The sequence below is a fragment of the Chryseobacterium edaphi genome, from assembly GCF_025628985.1.
Lineage (GTDB): Bacteria > Bacteroidota > Bacteroidia > Flavobacteriales > Weeksellaceae > Chryseobacterium > Chryseobacterium edaphi.
Window position 1 is genome coordinate 168,205 of sequence record NZ_JAOTEM010000005.1, and the last position, 16,929, is coordinate 185,133.

The window sequence follows — 16,929 nt, forward strand, 5'->3', positions numbered from 1 at the left end:
TATAATAAATTTTAGTTTGACTTTTCATCTTCCTGATCAATCTCAAAACGGATTCTATCCTGATCAATTATTTGTTTCAGTTCTTCTTCTTTCGGAAGATACAATAAATATTTGCTTGCAAAAAGATTGTTTTTATCGTTCAGGACAGAATATTTTACAATGGTTTCGTCTTTTTCAGAACATAATAAAATTCCGATCGTTGGATTATCTCCTTCACTTCGTTTTAAATCGTCATACATTCTTACATACATATCGATTTGCCCAATGTCCTGATGTGAAAGTTCGCCAGTTTTCAAATCAATAATAACAAAACATTTTAAAATATAATTGTAAAAAACTAAGTCAATGTAGAAATCTGAAGTGTCTGTTGAAATATGTTGTTGTCTCGCTACGAATGCAAAACCTTTTCCGAATTCTAATAGGAATTTTTGAATATGATCAATAATTGCTGTCTCAATTTCTTTTTCTGAAATTTTTTCATCGGGTGTTAATCCTAAAAATTCAAAAATATAAGGATCTTTTAAAACATTGTGAATTGTTTCGCTTGAAGACTTTTTATGTTCTAAAACTCTTTCGAAAGCTAAAGAATTAATTTGTCTTTTTAAATCTCTCGAACTCCAGTTATTCTGAATTGATTCATTTAGATAATAAATCTTTTTTTGTTCGTTTTCTTGTCTGAATAGTAATCTATAATGAGTCCAGCTCAATTCGTGACGCACTGCGTCACGAATTGGAAATGCCTGAAAAAAAGACCGCATATTTCTAAGATTACTTTCATCAAAACCTTTTCCAAATTCTAAAGTCAACTTTTTTGAGAGATTTTTTAACGTATATTTCCCGTACTCTGCACGTTCTTTCCCTTTTTGTTCGTCTTCAACAATCAATTTTCCTATTTGCCAATAAGTCAGTAATAGAGTAGAGTTCGCAATACGAAAAACTTTTTCGCGCGACTTAACAATAATTTCTTTTACAGATTGAAATAAAGAATCTTCAGAAACTTCCATTATACGAATGTAAAAAAAACCTCTGAAAAATCAGAGGTTTTGTATAATTTAAAATTTGCTTTAAAATTATTTTGCTAATTCTTCAGCCATGCCCAATTTATCATTGTGCATCATTTTCTGCAACCATGAGCTTAACACAAATAAAATAATTGCTGCTGCTCCTGTCATTACGATAAATACCATGAAAAATTCATAAAGATTAGTAATCTGATATCCTAAAAATGAAGGGTTGACAACAGGACCCGTAGTCGCTTCTGCACCTGCAGTTGGCGGAATCAAAGCACTTAATGTACCTGCAAATTTGTTTGCTGCTGCATTCGCCAAAAACCAGGTTCCCATCATTAAAGATGAAAGTCTTAGAGGAGCTAATTTTGAAACCATTGATAATCCGATAGGTGATAAACAAAGTTCTCCCATTGTATGGATGATGTATAATGAAATCAACCACCACATAGATACTTTGTCTTCAATTCCTAAACCTTTCACAGCGATTGCGATAACTACATATCCTAAAGCAACCAATGCTAAACCTAAAGCCATCTTTTTGGGAGAAGAAGGTTCAAGTTTTCTGATGTATAAGAATCCCCAAATAATTGAGAAGATTGGAGCCAAGATAATAACTGCCAAAGGATTTACAGATTGAAAGTATGAAGCAGGCATTTCCCAACCAAATAATGATCTTTCAGTTTGTCTGTCAGCAAATAAAGTTAATGAAGCTCCTGCTTGTTCGAAAGCTCCCCAAAAGAAGATGACAAAGAAAGCCAAAATGAAAACTACAATAATTCTCTGCATTTCAATTTTTGAAAGACTTTTATCTGTTAAAATGATAAGTGGCATTACTACCATTGCTCCATAAATGAAGTAACTGATAATGTCAATATCACTTTTGAACATCTGCTTGAAATTTAACATGAAGAAAATAATTCCTATTGATCCTAAAATCATTAGAATGCTTTTTACATCAAGTTTCTTTACAGGTAAACCGATTTCTTTTCCTTCTTCAGAGATCAGATATTTCTTTTGGAATAGTACAAAAGCAACCAATCCTAAAAGCATCCCTACACCTGCAGTCAAGAATCCCCACTTGAAATCCATAGAACCACAAACTAGAGGTGAGAAGAAAGCTCCCAAGTTGATCCCCATATAGAAAATAGTAAAGGCACTGTCGATTCTTCTGTCATTTGCAGGATATAATTGTCCCACCATTGTCGAAATGTTTGGTTTGAAAAAACCGTTTCCGATAATAATAGAGGTAAGACCAATCCACATTAAAGTAATTCCTCCATTTGTACCGACGGAAGCACTGAAAAACATGAAAAACTGACCGATCGCCATTAAAAGGCCACCAATGACAATACTTCTTCGGTTTCCTAAAAATTTATCACAAAGATACCCTCCCAAAAGTGGTGTCAAATAAACTAATCCTGTATAACTTCCATATATTTCAGATGCATCTGCATCTTTCATTAATAATATTTTCGTCATAAACAGAATGAAGATTGCTCTCATTCCATAATAACTGAATCTCTCCCACATTTCTGTGAAAAATAGAAAGTAAAGACCTTTAGGATGACCTTTCTTTTGTATTGTATCCATATCTAATTGTTAATTTTTTGTTAAGACCAACAAATATAGTTTTTTTTGAGTTTTTGACAAGGTTTTAATTTTTATTTTAAACAAAAAAGCTGTAGAAGAATCTACAGCTTTCATTATATTGATTGATAGAAGAATTAATTAACTCCTTTTTCTTTCATTATTTTGTTTAATCTTTTTAAAATCGATAAGCCTAAAAGCGTTGCTAAAAGTAGCAATCCAAAATTCACGATAAAGAAATTCGCTTTATTGTCGTAATCGTACCAAAAACTTGCTAAAACTCCAGAAAGTTTGTTCCCGATAGATGTAGAAAGGAAAAATCCTCCCATCATTAAGGCTGTTAATCTTGGGGGAGAAAGTTTTGAAACCAAAGATAATCCCATCGGAGAAAGGCACAATTCACCGACTGTGATTACTCCGTAAGCTGCAACGAGCCATAATGCCGAAACTTTAATAAATCCATTTTGTCCCGCATAAACTGCTCCTACCATCACCAAACAGGATAGAGCGGAAATAAATAATCCTAAAACAATTTTTGACGGTGTACTTGGTTCTTTTCCTTTTCTGCGAAGCATCATGAAGAATGCTACAACAACCGGTGTAAGCGCAATTACCCAACCTGGATTGATTGACTGAAATAATTCTGTGTTGTACAAATTAACTTTCTGAGTTGGATTTGCTTCGAGTTTTGCACGTTCAGCGGGAGAAACGTTTCTGAAATAAATATCTTTCCCCTGCTCTTTTAAAGCCTTTCCGTCTTTATCTTTTTTTACCTGGTACTGGTCATCATAAACTGAAACTTCTTTGTCCTGAAAATCCTTTTTATCAACTAAGAAAATCGCTTCTAAAGGCTTTTCTAAAGGAGCGGGAACAGTTCTGTCCGTATAATAATTTGCCCAACGTGTCAAAGCGGTTCCATTTTGTTTAAAAACTGCCCAAAACATTAAGCTTACTGCGAAAATAGCAAGCAAAGCACCGATTGGTTTCTTGTCTTCGGCATTGGCTTTTACATAGAGCATTACATAAAAATAAATCACCGGAACGCAAGCAAAAATAAATGCATCTGTACTGTCACTTCCGAAAATATTATTTGGAATAAACCAACCAATCAATCCGAAAATAATTGCTGGTAAAAATACTTTCACCAAAACATCAGAAATTTTAGTATCTCCTTCCTGTGCAGGTTTCAAAACATTTGCCTGAAGGATATGCTGTCTTCCAATGGTGAAAACCAATAATCCGACAAACATCCCAACTCCGGCGGTCATAAAAGCGGGACCCCATCCGTATTTGTTACGCATAAAAGCTGCAATAATATTGCATACAAATGCGCCGATATTAATTCCCATGTAGAAAATATTATAACCAGCATCTTTATTTGCTTTATATGGTTCTTCGTTATATAAATTTCCTAAAAGAGTAGAAATACTTGGTTTAAAAAATCCGTTCCCGATGATAATTAACGCCAAAGAAGCATAAAAAAGAGGAAGTTCTTTGAAAAAACCAACTCCGAGATAACCTAATCCCATCAGAAAACCTCCGATATAAATAGCTTTGATATATCCTAGAACTCTGTCAGCTAAAAATCCACCCAGGAAAGGAGTCAGATAGGTTAAGGCGATAAAGGTCCCGAAAATATCATCGGCGTTTTTATCATCAAAAGCAAGTCCGCCTTTTTCACTGTCTATCATGTATAGAACGAAAATTCCGAGGATAAGATAATAACCGAAACGTTCCCACATTTCTGTAAAGAATAGATAGGGAAGTCCTTTAGGATGTTTAGTCTTCATAATTCAAATTTCAATTTTCACAAATATAAAATTTTAAAAACAATATTTGAATTTTATTAACTTTGAGTGAAATAAAAGATGAAAAATGGAAACAACTATAAAAGACATCGAGACTAACTTAGAAACCTTGCCCAAAGAATTTTTGCATGATGTAAATGATTTTATTGATTTTCTGAAATATAAATATCTTAAAGAAAAACAATATGAAGTTCCTGAATGGCAAAAAGAAGAGACTAAAAGAAGGATGGATTATTCTCGAAATAACCCTCAAAGTTTTGTTTCTGAGTCTGAAATGGATGATTATTTAAATGATTTAGAGAGTGGCGACTAAATTGATTTACGGTCACTTTGTAAAATGGGATTTGAAAGCAATTAATAATTGGTATAATAAGATAGATAAAAAACTTTGGACTCAATTTATTAAAGAGTTTCGTTCAAAAATCAATTTTATAAAGTAAAACCCTTTGTCTTTTGAACTTAAATATGATGAAAACAGAATCGTTTTTCTAAAGAAATTTCCTTTTGGAGTTCACTATTTCTACAATAAAGAGAAAAATTTAATTGAGATATATTCTGTTTTTCATACTTCCAGAAATCCTGAGCAATCGAAAGAGAGAAAATAAAAAATCACTCAAACTCTGAGTGATTTTTTTACTTCCAGCATCCGTCTTCCAACTTCCAGCATCATTAAAGATTCTCCAAAATAAAATCCGTCATTTTCTGGTATAATTGCGGTCTCGTCTGTCCACCGTAAATTCCGTGGTTTTTATCCGGATAAGCCATAAATTCAAACTGTTTTTTGTTTTGAATCAAAGCTTCAGAAAACTCCATGGAATTTTGGAAATGTACGTTGTCATCAGCAGTTCCATGGATTAATAAGAATTTACCTTTTAACAAATTAGCATAAGTAGTTGGTGAATTATCATCATAACCAGCCGGATTTTCCTGTGGTGTCAATAAAAATCTTTCGGTATATACAGAATCATAATACCTCCAGTTGGTAACCGGCGCAACTGCGATTCCCGTCTTGAAAACATCTGCACCTTTGGTCATTGCCAAACTTGCCATATAACCTCCGAAACTCCATCCAAAAATTCCGATTCTCGTTTTGTCAATATAAGATTGAGTTCCTAGCCATTTTGCTGCTGTGATTTGATCTTCGATTTCATATTTCCCTAAGTTTTTGTAGGTAACTTTTTTAAATTTAGCCCCTTTAAAACCTGTTCCGCGACCGTCTACACAAGCAACGATGTAACCTTTTTGTGCCAACATTTCAAACCAGATTCCGTTCCCATTGTCCCAAGAATTGGAAACTTGTTGAGATCCCGGTCCTGAATATTGGAACATGAATAATGGGTACTTTTTATTCGGATCAAAGTTTTTAGGCTTAATAATCCATGCATTCATCTGATCTCCGGCTCCGTTTGGAATCGTGATAAATTCTTTTACAGTGAAATTATCAGCCTGAAGTTTTTTTAATTGGTCATTATTGTTCTGAAGTTCTTTTAAAGTCTTTCCTGAACCGTCTTTTAAAACAAAAGTGTATGGTTTTGAAACGGTAGAAGAAGTTTCAATGAAATAATTATAGTTCTTACTGAAATTTGCCGAGTTGTTTCCTTCAGCGTTAGAAATCAATTGGGCTTTTCCGTTTTCAATATTGATTTTAGAAACGACTTTGTTGATGCTTCCTTTTTCAGTGGTCTGAACGAAAATTTCTTTAGATTTTGGGTTGTAACCATAATAATCTGTCACTTCCCAATTTCCTTTTGTCACTTGTTTTTTCAGTTTTCCGTCTTTGTCATACCAATACAAATGACGGTTTCCGTCTCTTTCAGATCCCCAAAGAAAAGAGTTGTCTTCCAAAAATTCAAGAGTTACGTTGTCTGTATCGATCCACTTATCATCAGTTTCCGTGAATAGTTTTGTTGCTTCCCCGGTTTTTGTATTCACTTTCAAAACATCTGAAGCATTCTGCGTTCTCTGTGAAGTAATTAATATAATTTCATCCGCATTTGCTGTCTGAACAACATTTGGAATGTAATAGTTTTTAAATTGATCTAGATTAACCTTCGTCTTTTTTCCATCGGATAAATGATAGATATGCGCACTTGCAACAGAGTTTTTTTCTCCGGCTTTCGGATATTTGTAACGCATTTCGCTTGGATAAAGTGACTTTCCGTAAATAGGAATATAGATTTCCGGAACATCAGTTTCAGTCAATTCTACGAATAGAATATCGTTTGAATTTTTCGTCCACTCATATAATCGTGCGTGACCAAATTCTTCTTCGTAAACCCAATCTGCCAAACCATTCAGTACTTTATTTTTTAAACCGTTTTGTGTGATTTGTGTAGTTTTTCCTGAATTTAAATCCTGATAAAACAAATTATTATCAACAATGAAAGAAATCTTTGTCGCATCGGGAGAAAATCTTGGTTCCTGAACAGGTTTTCCATCATTCAGACTCGTAGTTTTTCCTGATTTTAAATCTTTAATATCATAAACACCCAAAAATGAATGTCTGTAGATTGGTTGGCTTTGTTTTAGCAAAAGGATTTTAGACTCGTCATCAGAAAATTCATAGCTTTCGAAATTTCCGTCGACTAAATTTCCTTCTTTGTGAGAAGTTTTATAAGAATATTTTGCAATTCCGCCCTGCTCAATGACAAGATAGTTTTCACCGTTTTTCATTGAGGTGATACCGGCAATTCCTTTTCCGCGGTAATATCCTGAATATATTTTATCTAAAGTGATTTCCTGTGCCGAAACGTTGTGAAATGCAGCAAAGATGGTAAGTGTAAGTAAGAGTTTTTTCATTTTTAAAAATAGAAATATCGTAAGGTTTCAAATATAGTGATTTTATAAAAAAAAGCTGACAGAAAAAAATCTGTCAGCTTTTTGAATGTTTTTATGAAAAGTTATTGATTCCAATTGTAAACACTTTTTGTATCAAAATGATTATCGTCGATTTTTCTCAAAAAGATCAATCTGTCAGATTCCGGAATATATCTTACCGCAGTCAATATAGAATTAGCTCTTCTTGCTGATCCGATTCCTTCAGAATTGTTATGAATATTAATGTTAGAACCTTTTCCTACATTTCCAGACTTAAAAGGAGTTAAATTAAATCCGTCACCGAAGAAATAAGTCGTGTTTCCTTTTGTGAAATATCCTGCATTTCCGTAGATTTCTGCCGATGAATCACTTGAAGTTCCGTCAGATCCCACTACAAACCAGCGACCAGTTCCGTAAGTGATAATTGGGTCAGGAAAACGGTTTGATGGTGTAGATTGTGGCATCGTTTTGTTGACATCAAATCCGTACATAAAGGTTTTTCCGTTTACAGTTTCAGTACGTATGATATTTACCCCAGACATTGTTGTGTTGTTTCTGTAAGCAGGAACTTCACTCATTGTGATGTTTCCGTTTTGAAGATTGATGAATGCCATATCTCCAAAATTGCTCTGGTTGATTCTTACGCCTGTGTAATAGCCAAAAGAAGCCAGATAATCCTGATCGTTGATAGAAACCGGAGTTAATGTTTTCAGAATCAATTTATCTTTTAAAGGAATATCCTGTTCACCTTGAGCCGAAACATATACCAGTTTTGAAGATTCTTTCCAGCCTGTTGCTTTTCTCAGGATCAGTATTCTTCCGGAATTGGTCACGGCAACATCAGCTTCCATGTAATCGGTGTCTAGAGTGATCTCTTTTTCCCATTTTTTAGTCATGGTAGAAAGATCAATAACAATATTATCAATGGTGTTTGCCGTTTTTTTAGACACAGATCTGTCGTTGATGATCGCCGCATATTTTCCGTTTTCAGAAAATCTCACATAGGTTGTCCCTTGTTTCATTCCGCCTTCTGTAAAGAGTTTTGCAACGCTTGTTGTGGTGAAATTTCCGTCTTTTCTGTTGAAAACATGCTGGAAAATCTCTTTTCTGTTGATCTTCGTTTCAATTTCTTCTGTGAAAACCACAAACTGATCTTTGCTTATTTCTATAGAACCTAAATAATTATGAAGAACACCGTTTGTTTTGTTGGCGTAATCTTTAATGAAAGTATCGATCAGACTTCCGTTCTGGTCAAGTTTTCTGATGATGATCTTCTTGTGGGGATAGCTGCTGTAACCATCTTCATTAATGTCGCTGAATACGTATTGATTATAATCATCAGCCAAAACAAGCTTTACGTCTTTTTCGTATTTAGAATTATACTCGAAAGAATCACCGTAAACGAATTTCTTTTGTCCAAATGACAATGCGCTTACAATCGACAGGGAAAATATTAAAGTTTTTTTCATTTTAGTTATAAAGTTTTTGTTCTAAAGCTTTCAATTCATAGTTTTGATCATAAGATAATTTTAGATCAACAAGGTGTTCCTGCATTTCGTTCAGATATTTTTCTGCTTCAGTTTTGTTTCCTAATGCAAGATTCAGACGGATTAAATTTAAATAGAGATACGTTGCGATTTTCCCGTTGAAGATTGCTTTTTTATCGTTGTAATCGATCTTTTTAAGTGTAGCTTTCCAGATGTCAACTCCTTTATTCAGATTTTCGAATGCCGTTTTGTTCGGTGCGTAATCCGGTTTTGCCTGCATTTTTTTCAGATTGGTCGTCACATAGATATTTGCTTTTTCCAAATCGTCGTATTCTCCTTTGTTTTTTACAGATTCTAATTTTACAGTAGAGATGATTTTTGAAAAACCGTAATTTTCAGCTAGAATATCATTAATTCTTGCAATTACTTTTTGAAGATAGTTTTTTTCATGAGCACTTAAATTGATTTCGTTTGTAGGACTTGAAGCGATTTCTTCAAAATCTGAGAAAAGATTTTTGTCAATTTTTACTACTCCGCCTTGCTTTACAACCAATTTTGTTGGTTGGCTTGCAAAAGATTTTCCTGCATTATCCTGAAAATTTGTTCTTTCCATGTTTACGGAAATATCAATGTAATTTCCACCTCTGGAATATCCGTCAATATTAATTTGCGAAGCCAGAACTTTATTATCAACAATTAAAGCATTTCTTAGATCCGGCTCGGAATAAATAGGTTTTTGAGGAATATTCAATTGTGGACGAGAAGGCAGTCTCAAAACCGGTGGCATTGCATTCATGGCAATTTTCTCAACAGTTTTCATCTTATTGTACTGCTCAGATTCAGTTCTGTATTTTTCGTTAAGTTTTTTTACATCAGCATCATAATCTTTTAACTTTTCGGCGTGCTGCAGTTTTGCATCTTCAACACTTTTGTCGTAGTTGTCAACTAGTTGCTGGTGTTTCGCTTTAGCTTCTTTTATGGCATCTTCCTTTGTAATATTATAAGGAGAATTTACGGTTACAGAATAATTTCTGTTTTGAGCTTCTACTGGATTTACAGGCTCTTTAAGGATTTGAAATGAGATGTTTTCTGCATCAATTCTCTGAGCCTGAATTATTGTGGCTGTGAAAGATAGGAAAACTGAAAGAATAAAATTTAGTTTCATTAGTTTTAAAAATTTAAGTGTGGCAAATTTAATTTTTTTTTATAATTAAATGGATTAAATATTTTCTTTGCTAAATATATATAAATAAAGCATTATAAATACAGATGAAAATGCTCTCTTAAATAAATGTTGTTTTTAATAGATATTGAAGATTTTAAAAACGTTTTGGCAGAAAAATTGAATATAGTATTATTACTAAATTAAATAATTATGGGAACGAACGCACAAAATCAGAAACTCAACAAATACGAAATGGAAAATCAAACAGTTTGTACTGGTTTTTCGAGTTTTAGTGATGCGGAAGAATACGCAAACAAAGTTGGCGGTACTGTAGTTGAGGTAGGTTTCAAAGACGGAAACGATAATCCCCAATTAACTACAGATGCAGGATTAGTTGAAAAAAAATTGCACTATTATGTAGATGCCGGTGAAGAATATAAATTTATTCATTCATCAGATCCCGGTTTTAAGCAGTATGCAGATGAGTTGCAGAAAATCAAAGCTAAACAGCAGCAATCTCCGCCAGATGAAAGATATATAGCAAATTTTGAAATTGAAAATGCTGAAGATCCTATTGTTGTCTTGAAGAATGATCAATTCGAATCTGTAACGTCAAGAGAACGATCAAAATATCTGAAACATGCCCATGTTTACGAAATAGGAGTTTCGACATCTAAATCTTAAAATATACAATCATGAGCAAAACAAAATATTCTGAAAAAGCTCAGGAAAAAGTAGGAAAGGTGATGAAAGAATTCAAAGAAGGAAAACTGAAATCATCTTCTGGTGAGAAAGTTACAGATAAGAAGCAGGCGGTTGCAATAGGAATATCTGAAGCAAAAGAAAAAGGTTTAAAAGTACCTGAAAAGAAAAGTAAAAAAGATTAAATTTAATAAAAAACCGTTCTGGAAATTCCAGAACGGTTTTTGTTTTATCTGTTTTGATTATACATTATTTCATAATATTCATTTGCCATTCTATCGCTGTTGAATTGGTCTTTCACATCATTCATGGCATTCTGCTGTATTTTTCTCCATTTTTTTGGTTGGTCATAATACAGTGGTAGAATTTCATTTTCAAGAATTTCGTATAACTTATTTAAATCATAATTGTCTTGCTCATAAATGCTCATATTTTCGTAATCACATTTTGGAACGACAAAAGAATTTTCTCCGTGTTTTGCGAACTCCGGAATCCAGCCGTCATCTGTCGAAAGATTGACAGATCCGTTCATTGCAGCCGACATTCCGGAAGTTCCAGAAGCTTCTCTCGGAACTCTCGGATTGTTTAGCCAAAGATCTGAACCTTGCTTTAGAGATTTGCTTAAAGACAATTCATACCCGGTAAGAACTGCCATGTTTTTATAATTTTTACTTTCCTCGACAAGAGTATTGAAGGTCGAAATAGACGAATAATCCATAGGATAAGGTTTTCCGGCCCAAATAATCTGTACAGGATATTTCGAATTGTTTAGTAATTTAGAAAATCGGTCTTTGTCGTGAAGTAGGAGATCTGCACGTTTGTAACCTGCAAATCTTCTTGCCCAAACGATTGTGAAAACGTTCGGATCAAATAAATTTCCGGTTTGGTCTGCAACGATTTTGAATAATCTTTTCTTTAAAAGTTTTTTACGGTAATCAAAGATTGTATCGTTGTTTTCGTCTTTCGCAATATAAAGTTCTTTGTCACCCCAATATTTGAATTCCTGAGCATTGGTGATTGATTTGATCTCACAAATTCCGGGATATTTGCTCCACATTGCTCTCGAAACTACGCCGTGAAGCTGAGAAACTCCATTGGCGATTCTTGACATTTTCAATGCACAAAGCGAATGATTGAACAATTCACCGTCAGAACCTTCCAGTTTTTTGGCTTCTTCCATGCTTAATCCTGAAAAATAAGACATATCGTAGCATAGTCGCAGGTTGTGTTTTTCATTTCCTGCCTCTTCCGGAGTATGTGTCGTGAATACTAATTTCTCTTTTACTTTTTGAAGATCACCATTGTATTTTTTCAGTAAGTGAAAAGCAGCGGGAAGTCCGTGTGCTTCGTTGAGATGATAAACTTCTCTTTCGATATTCATTTCATCCAGAAGTTTTGCGCCACCTTTTCCTAATAAAATATATTGCGCAAGTTTTGTAGATTCGTTGGCGTCATATAATTTGTGACAAATCGTTTTTGAAATATGATCATTTTCAGGAACGTCTGTAGAAAGGAAAAACATTGGTGCTGTATGGAAAATTTCAGGATCAAGATACCATACTTTTACCCAAACCGGAGCACTGTGAATTTCGATCTGAAATTTTATCCCAGTATCTTCAAGGAAGCTGTACATTTTTCTCGTCCATGTCGGCTGTAGAGTTTGGTCGTGATTTCTTGCCTGATCGTAATAACCGAATTTCCAGAGAATTCCGATTCCTACCAAATCCTGTTTTAAATTGTATGCACTTCTCATGTGCGACCCCGCCAAAAACCCCAAACCACCAGAATATATTTTGAGAACCTGTTCTATGGCAAATTCCATAGAAAAATAGGCTACTTTTTTAGTGTATTTTTCGTTAACGCTGTAAGGTATTTTAAAATTCTTAAAATCCATATGTAGATGAGTTTTTGTGTTTAAAAAAGTAAAGGTATTAATTAAGAAAATAAACTTTACATTAATTATATGATAAATTATTTTTAAAACAATCTATCGAATAGTTTTTTTGACTACCTTTAAGTGTAAATTTTTGATAATCAAAAACTTCAAGACTGAAACGGGGGTTTCGGAATGTCCTTTAATAATTAAAAGTCAGTGCATGAAAAAATTATTCTCAGAGGAAGATTTGATCAAAAATCTAAGTTTATACTATCTCAACCGACATCTGAAGAAAAAGCCGATGGAGAAATACCATCGCACAATTGATGCGTCTCCTCTCCATGACAGGGAAAAATATAAGAAGAAAGCTGAGATTTTGCTGCTGAACTCTTTTATGCATCATTTTCCTGAAGTGACCTTCGAAAACCTTACCTGCGAAAGCCCGGACTTTATCGCAAAATTCAACGACAAAAAAATCGGGATAGAATTGACTGAAGTGATCAATCATCTTGAAATGAAAAAAGTTGAGAGCAATTTGAATAAAATTTTCCGTCAGGCTGAAATATTGTTAGAACATGAAGACACCACGAAATATCGTGGTGTTTATTTTTTGTTGTTTCATGCCTACTTAAAATTTGAAACCCCGGAACAGCAACAGGAAATTATTCAAAATATTTATAAAAGTATCAAAAAAAATAAAGCTTTCGGATGTGTGAAAAGCATCAGGAAATCTTCCCACCGCAGAAATGTTTTTATCACTCACGAATACAACATGAATCTTTTTGATGAGCTGTGTTCTGAGAAAATTTTAGAAATCATAGATAAAAAAAATGAGAAATTTCCTTACTATGACAGATCTGTGGATGAATGTTGGCTGGTCATTGTTTCGGATATGAATTCCCTGGCTTCCCGATATACTTTTATTCAGGATAAAGAACATTTGAATGAGGTGCAAAGTCCGTTTCATAAAATTTTCCATCTTGAAAATCTTTGCGGGAATATGACAAGTATTAAATAATTTTTAAATATTTAACAGCGAATATTTAATAAAATAACATTTTCAATATTAATTATTTTGATTTTGTCATTATTTGGTGATTATAATTAAATTTCATTATATTTGGTAAAGTTTAATCCTTAATAACCAATTCGATATGAAAAAAACTTTACTATTATTTCTTTTCCTGATTTCTCAAGCTTTCTTTGCTCAGGCAGATTGCTCTACGGCACTATCGGTTTGCGGAAATTCGAATATTACGTACAATCCCACGGGAATTGGTAATGTCAATGAATCTTTAGGAGGTTGTTTGATCTCGGGAGAGCATAACTCGATTTGGTATAAACTTACCATTGCGACAAGTGGAACGCTTACTTTCAATCTCGTTCCAAATGATCCAAACGCAGATTACGATTGGGCAGTTTATGGTCCGAATGTTACTTGTGGATCTTTGGGTTCGCCCATCAGATGTAACGCAGCAACCGTTATCGGAGTAGGTGCGGCTACGGGATTGAATATGACAAGTACGATCACAAATGCTGCGGGAGGTTCTACAACTCCTTATTGTCAGTATATGGATGTTTTGGCTGGTCAGACTTACTACTTATATATTGATAACTGGGTAGGAGCAGGAAGCACAACTGTTGCGCCTTTTTCATTAACATGGGGCGGAACGGCAACTTTAGCTTCTCCGTTTACAGATCCTGCATTGCAGCCACAACCTTTTGTTCCGCCGGGATTACCTGCAGCAAACCCTGCAGATCCTAGAGAAGTATTAATTTGCGTAAGTCCTGCAATTTTTGATTTCAATACACTTACGTCAGGAATTCTGAATGGAAATGCTAATTTCGTTATATCTTATCACACTACTCAAAATGACGCATTGGCAGGAACAAGTCCTATTATAACTCCAATTACTGTTAATACAACAACAGTTTATTACTACAGCATCCATTATCAGGATCCTGCGAATCCGACTAATCCTCTTAATTTTTGCCGACAAATAAGTCCATTTAAATTTAAACAAGGAAATATTACAGCGCTTGATAAAACACTATTTGCCTGTAACAATAACAAATCGGGTACGGCAACCTTCAATTTGACAACAGCAGGTGTTTTCGTAGGAAATAATATAAATATAAAATATTATCCTACAATGGCTAACCTGAATGCAGGAACAGGACAGATAACTAACCCGACTCAGTACGTTTCTGCACAAGGTACAGTATATGCACTTGTGACTACAGCAGAAGGTTGTTCTGATACAGCGGCAATTACACTAAGTTTTTATCCTGAAGTTGTGGTGAATGATACTACTTTACGGTTCTGTGCATTACAGCAAAATCTGGTTACCGCAGCTTTCGATCTTACCACTGCAAATGTTACATTACAAACCGGAGTCACAAAAAAATACTATAAATCATTACAGGATGCAATCAGCGGAACCAATGAAATACCCGCTTCAATGGCAACAGCGTATATTTCTCCAAATGGAGTGGTTTATGTAAAAGTGATTGATGGAAATGGATGTTTTGGAATTGCAAAAATTACTTTGCAGGTGATTCCTCCGGTTTATTCTACTGTTTTAAAAGATAAGATCATTTGTATTGAAGATAAAACTACTCTTGATGCAGGTGCAGGATTTGACGGATATGAATGGAGTACTGGAGCAACGACACAAATAATCTCTAATGTTGGCGTAGGAAATTACTGGGTAAAACTGAAAACTGGCGAATGTATTTCTTATCAGACCGTAAAAGTGTATGCATCTGATCAACCGGTTGTGGAGAGTATTGATATTTCAAATACTACAGTTACTGTAAATGCAAATGGGGGTAAAGCACCTTACAAATATTCTATTGACAATGTAAACTGGCAGGATTCTAATGTATTTACAAATATAAAAAGAGGAGATCACATAGTTTATGTGAAAGATTCCTATGATTGTGAACCGCTTAGTGTCAATATTGTTGTACCAAATTTAATCAACGTAATTACGCCAAACGGAGACGGGATAAATGATGTCATTGATTATTCGGCATTGGCTAATAAACAGAATTTAGTATTCACGATTTTCGACCGTTATGGAAATAAAGTTTTCCAGGCAGACAGATTCAACCATTACAAGTGGGACGGAACTTCAGGTGGAAAAAAAGTTCCTACCGGGAATTATTGGTACTCGGTAACATGGAATGAGAATGATCAAAAGAATACCTTATTCAAATATACAGGTTGGGTATTGGTGAAAAACAGAGAATAAAATTTAAATAAAATGATTTAATAATGAAGACCATCTTGAGAGAGATGGTCTTTTATTTTTTAATTAAAAACTTTAGTATCTTTAAAATAATCTGAGAGATAAATAATTTTTCCATGCTCTGAAAACTGAACAATCGTACAGATGTCATTTTCGTATTCTCCGGATCCCGACATATTTCCAATTGATGTGGTCTGATAAAAATATTTCTCATTTCCTAAATGAAAAATCTCAGAAACACGCCACTCAATTTTATCATAACGTCTGAAAATAGCTCTGAACAAAGCTAAAATTCTGTTTTTTCCTGAAATTTCTTTTGAAGGTGGAATCCAAATTATACTCTCGTCAGTAAACCACTTCTCCAGCTGATCGATTTTCAGGGAATTTAAATCTTTCATAAAATCACTGATCTTACACACCATAAATTACTTCTTTTTATCCTTATATACGGAGAATTCGTTAACTTGGATTTAAGTTTGATTCGGGAAATGTAAGGTAAAAAATCGGTTTTAAAATACAATTAAATAAAAAGAATGAAAAACTTTTCAATTATTCAACATAAAGGAATTATTTCAGATGAATTTACAAGTCTAAAGATTCCTGATTTTTCTTCCGCTTGCAGATATATTTCTAAATTGCCTTACAAAAGAAATTCAGACAAAAATAATATCAAATGTGTATTTGATGATTTCGGTGGAACATGCAGTACGAAACATGCGGTCTTAAGAAAATTGGCGATTGAGAATCATCACCCCGAAATAAAGCTTATTATCGGAATTTTTAAAATGGATGCTGATTATACTTGTAAAATCAAAAATACGCTGGAAAGATTTAATCTCAATTACATTCCGGAAGCCCATAATTATCTCAAAATTGAAAATGAGTATTTTGATTTTACCAAACCTGATTCAGAATACAGTCAATTTCAAAATAAAATTATAGTTGAGAAAGAAATCGAGTACGATCAAATGGGCGAAGAGAAAATTTCTTTTCACAAAGACTTTCTAAAGCAATGGATAGTGAAAGAAAATATTCCCTATAATTTAGATGAAATCTGGAAAATCAGAGAACAATGCATTGAAGATTTACAAAAATGATGAGGTCGAAATTCAGATTTCTTCTTCCGTTTGCTTTGCGAAGAGTCCTGAATTAAGGGACGATTACAAAGTATAGACTGAATCAATTTAGTTTTCATTTTTAAATTATTATCTTTGCACCCACAA

At 33.8% G+C, this 16,929-nt stretch carries 15 protein-coding genes; 7 read left to right on the forward strand and 8 right to left on the reverse strand.

Going from position 1 to position 16,929, the window contains the following annotated elements:
• Nucleotides 1–11: 11 nt before the first annotated feature.
• The 3 genes from NZ698_RS17095 to NZ698_RS17105 all read right to left on the reverse strand — a co-directional run bounded on the left by NZ698_RS17095 (nt 12) and on the right by NZ698_RS17105 (nt 4,387).
• Nucleotides 12–1,004, reverse strand: a complete 993-nt coding sequence (locus tag NZ698_RS17095; protein ID WP_263004436.1) for a PDDEXK nuclease domain-containing protein — start codon at nt 1,002–1,004, stop codon at nt 12–14.
• 66 nt (nt 1,005–1,070) lie between these two features.
• Nucleotides 1,071–2,600 (reverse strand): peptide MFS transporter, encoded by a 1,530-nt coding sequence (locus NZ698_RS17100; protein ID WP_263004438.1) that lies wholly within the window; start codon nt 2,598–2,600, stop codon nt 1,071–1,073.
• Between the two features lie 134 nt (nt 2,601–2,734).
• Nucleotides 2,735–4,387 carry a peptide MFS transporter gene (locus NZ698_RS17105; protein WP_263004440.1) on the reverse strand — a complete coding sequence of 551 codons (1,653 nt, stop codon included), beginning with the start codon at nt 4,385–4,387 and terminating at the stop codon, nt 2,735–2,737.
• 85 nt (nt 4,388–4,472) lie between these two features.
• On the opposite strand from NZ698_RS17105, the gene NZ698_RS17110 reads away from it, so the two are divergent.
• Both NZ698_RS17110 and NZ698_RS17115 read left to right on the forward strand, forming a co-directional pair.
• Nucleotides 4,473–4,718: a hypothetical protein gene (locus NZ698_RS17110; RefSeq protein ID WP_263004442.1), complete on the forward strand. Its 246-nt coding sequence runs from the start codon at nt 4,473–4,475 to the stop codon at nt 4,716–4,718.
• Nucleotides 4,719–4,851: 133 nt separating this feature from the next.
• Nucleotides 4,852–5,010, forward strand: coding sequence for a hypothetical protein (locus NZ698_RS17115; protein ID WP_263004444.1), 159 nt, complete (start codon nt 4,852–4,854; stop codon nt 5,008–5,010).
• A 64-nt stretch (nt 5,011–5,074) separates the two neighbouring features.
• On the opposite strand, the gene NZ698_RS17120 is transcribed toward NZ698_RS17115, so the two are convergent.
• The 3 genes from NZ698_RS17120 to NZ698_RS17130 form a co-directional block, all read right to left on the reverse strand.
• The gene (locus NZ698_RS17120) at nt 5,075–7,204 is read right to left on the reverse strand and encodes a S9 family peptidase (RefSeq protein ID WP_263004446.1); all 2,130 of its coding nucleotides are present in this window, start codon (nt 7,202–7,204) and stop codon (nt 5,075–5,077) included.
• Nucleotides 7,205–7,305: 101 nt separating this feature from the next.
• Nucleotides 7,306–8,691, reverse strand: a complete 1,386-nt coding sequence (locus tag NZ698_RS17125; protein ID WP_263004448.1) for a hypothetical protein — start codon at nt 8,689–8,691, stop codon at nt 7,306–7,308.
• A gap of 1 nt (nt 8,692) precedes the next feature.
• Nucleotides 8,693–9,874 (reverse strand): hypothetical protein, encoded by a 1,182-nt coding sequence (locus NZ698_RS17130; protein WP_263004450.1) that lies wholly within the window; start codon nt 9,872–9,874, stop codon nt 8,693–8,695.
• Nucleotides 9,875–10,084: 210 nt separating this feature from the next.
• Between NZ698_RS17130 and NZ698_RS17135 the strand changes: the two genes are divergently transcribed.
• Nucleotides 10,085–10,558 (forward strand): hypothetical protein, encoded by a 474-nt coding sequence (locus tag NZ698_RS17135; RefSeq protein ID WP_263004453.1) that lies wholly within the window; start codon nt 10,085–10,087, stop codon nt 10,556–10,558.
• A gap of 11 nt (nt 10,559–10,569) precedes the next feature.
• Nucleotides 10,570–10,761, forward strand: coding sequence for a DUF6496 domain-containing protein (locus tag NZ698_RS17140; protein WP_263004455.1), 192 nt, complete (start codon nt 10,570–10,572; stop codon nt 10,759–10,761).
• Between the two features lie 44 nt (nt 10,762–10,805).
• Here the strand turns inward: NZ698_RS17140 and glgP are convergent, their stop codons facing one another.
• Nucleotides 10,806–12,470, reverse strand: a complete 1,665-nt coding sequence (gene glgP / locus NZ698_RS17145) for an alpha-glucan family phosphorylase (RefSeq protein WP_263004456.1) — start codon at nt 12,468–12,470, stop codon at nt 10,806–10,808.
• A 202-nt stretch (nt 12,471–12,672) separates the two neighbouring features.
• On the opposite strand from glgP, the gene NZ698_RS17150 reads away from it, so the two are divergent.
• Nucleotides 12,673–13,470, forward strand: coding sequence for a flagellar biosynthesis repressor FlbT (locus tag NZ698_RS17150; RefSeq protein WP_263004458.1), 798 nt, complete (start codon nt 12,673–12,675; stop codon nt 13,468–13,470).
• 136 nt (nt 13,471–13,606) lie between these two features.
• Nucleotides 13,607–15,709, forward strand: a complete 2,103-nt coding sequence (locus tag NZ698_RS17155) for an FIDD domain-containing protein (protein WP_263004460.1) — start codon at nt 13,607–13,609, stop codon at nt 15,707–15,709.
• Between the two features lie 59 nt (nt 15,710–15,768).
• On the opposite strand, the gene NZ698_RS17160 is transcribed toward NZ698_RS17155, so the two are convergent.
• Complete coding sequence (locus NZ698_RS17160; protein WP_263004462.1) at nt 15,769–16,128, reverse strand: nuclear transport factor 2 family protein; 360 nt, start codon at nt 16,126–16,128, stop codon at nt 15,769–15,771.
• Between the two features lie 111 nt (nt 16,129–16,239).
• On the opposite strand from NZ698_RS17160, the gene NZ698_RS17165 reads away from it, so the two are divergent.
• A complete protein-coding gene (locus tag NZ698_RS17165; protein WP_263004464.1) occupies nt 16,240–16,803 on the forward strand; it encodes a hypothetical protein in 564 nt (187 codons plus the stop codon).
• The last annotated feature ends 126 nt before the right edge of the window (nt 16,804–16,929 follow it).

What these genes read in the sequence shown, in the direction of transcription:
- NZ698_RS17130 (WP_263004450.1), bottom strand. Translation starts at nt 9,874, where the DNA reads ATGAAACTAAATTTTATTCTTTCAGTTTTCCTATCTTTCACAGCCACA.
- NZ698_RS17140 (WP_263004455.1), top strand. Translation starts at nt 10,570, where the DNA reads ATGAGCAAAACAAAATATTCTGAAAAAGCTCAGGAAAAAGTAGGAAAG.
- NZ698_RS17125 (WP_263004448.1), bottom strand. Translation starts at nt 8,691, where the DNA reads ATGAAAAAAACTTTAATATTTTCCCTGTCGATTGTAAGCGCATTGTCA.
- NZ698_RS17135 (WP_263004453.1), top strand. Translation starts at nt 10,085, where the DNA reads ATGGGAACGAACGCACAAAATCAGAAACTCAACAAATACGAAATGGAA.
- NZ698_RS17110 (WP_263004442.1), top strand. Translation starts at nt 4,473, where the DNA reads ATGGAAACAACTATAAAAGACATCGAGACTAACTTAGAAACCTTGCCC.
- NZ698_RS17105 (WP_263004440.1), bottom strand. Translation starts at nt 4,387, where the DNA reads ATGAAGACTAAACATCCTAAAGGACTTCCCTATCTATTCTTTACAGAA.
- NZ698_RS17165 (WP_263004464.1), top strand. Translation starts at nt 16,240, where the DNA reads ATGAAAAACTTTTCAATTATTCAACATAAAGGAATTATTTCAGATGAA.
- NZ698_RS17120 (WP_263004446.1), bottom strand. Translation starts at nt 7,204, where the DNA reads ATGAAAAAACTCTTACTTACACTTACCATCTTTGCTGCATTTCACAAC.
- NZ698_RS17100 (WP_263004438.1), bottom strand. Translation starts at nt 2,600, where the DNA reads ATGGATACAATACAAAAGAAAGGTCATCCTAAAGGTCTTTACTTTCTA.
- NZ698_RS17160 (WP_263004462.1), bottom strand. Translation starts at nt 16,128, where the DNA reads ATGGTGTGTAAGATCAGTGATTTTATGAAAGATTTAAATTCCCTGAAA.
- NZ698_RS17150 (WP_263004458.1), top strand. Translation starts at nt 12,673, where the DNA reads ATGAAAAAATTATTCTCAGAGGAAGATTTGATCAAAAATCTAAGTTTA.
- NZ698_RS17095 (WP_263004436.1), bottom strand. Translation starts at nt 1,004, where the DNA reads ATGGAAGTTTCTGAAGATTCTTTATTTCAATCTGTAAAAGAAATTATT.
- glgP (WP_263004456.1), bottom strand. Translation starts at nt 12,470, where the DNA reads ATGGATTTTAAGAATTTTAAAATACCTTACAGCGTTAACGAAAAATAC.
- NZ698_RS17155 (WP_263004460.1), top strand. Translation starts at nt 13,607, where the DNA reads ATGAAAAAAACTTTACTATTATTTCTTTTCCTGATTTCTCAAGCTTTC.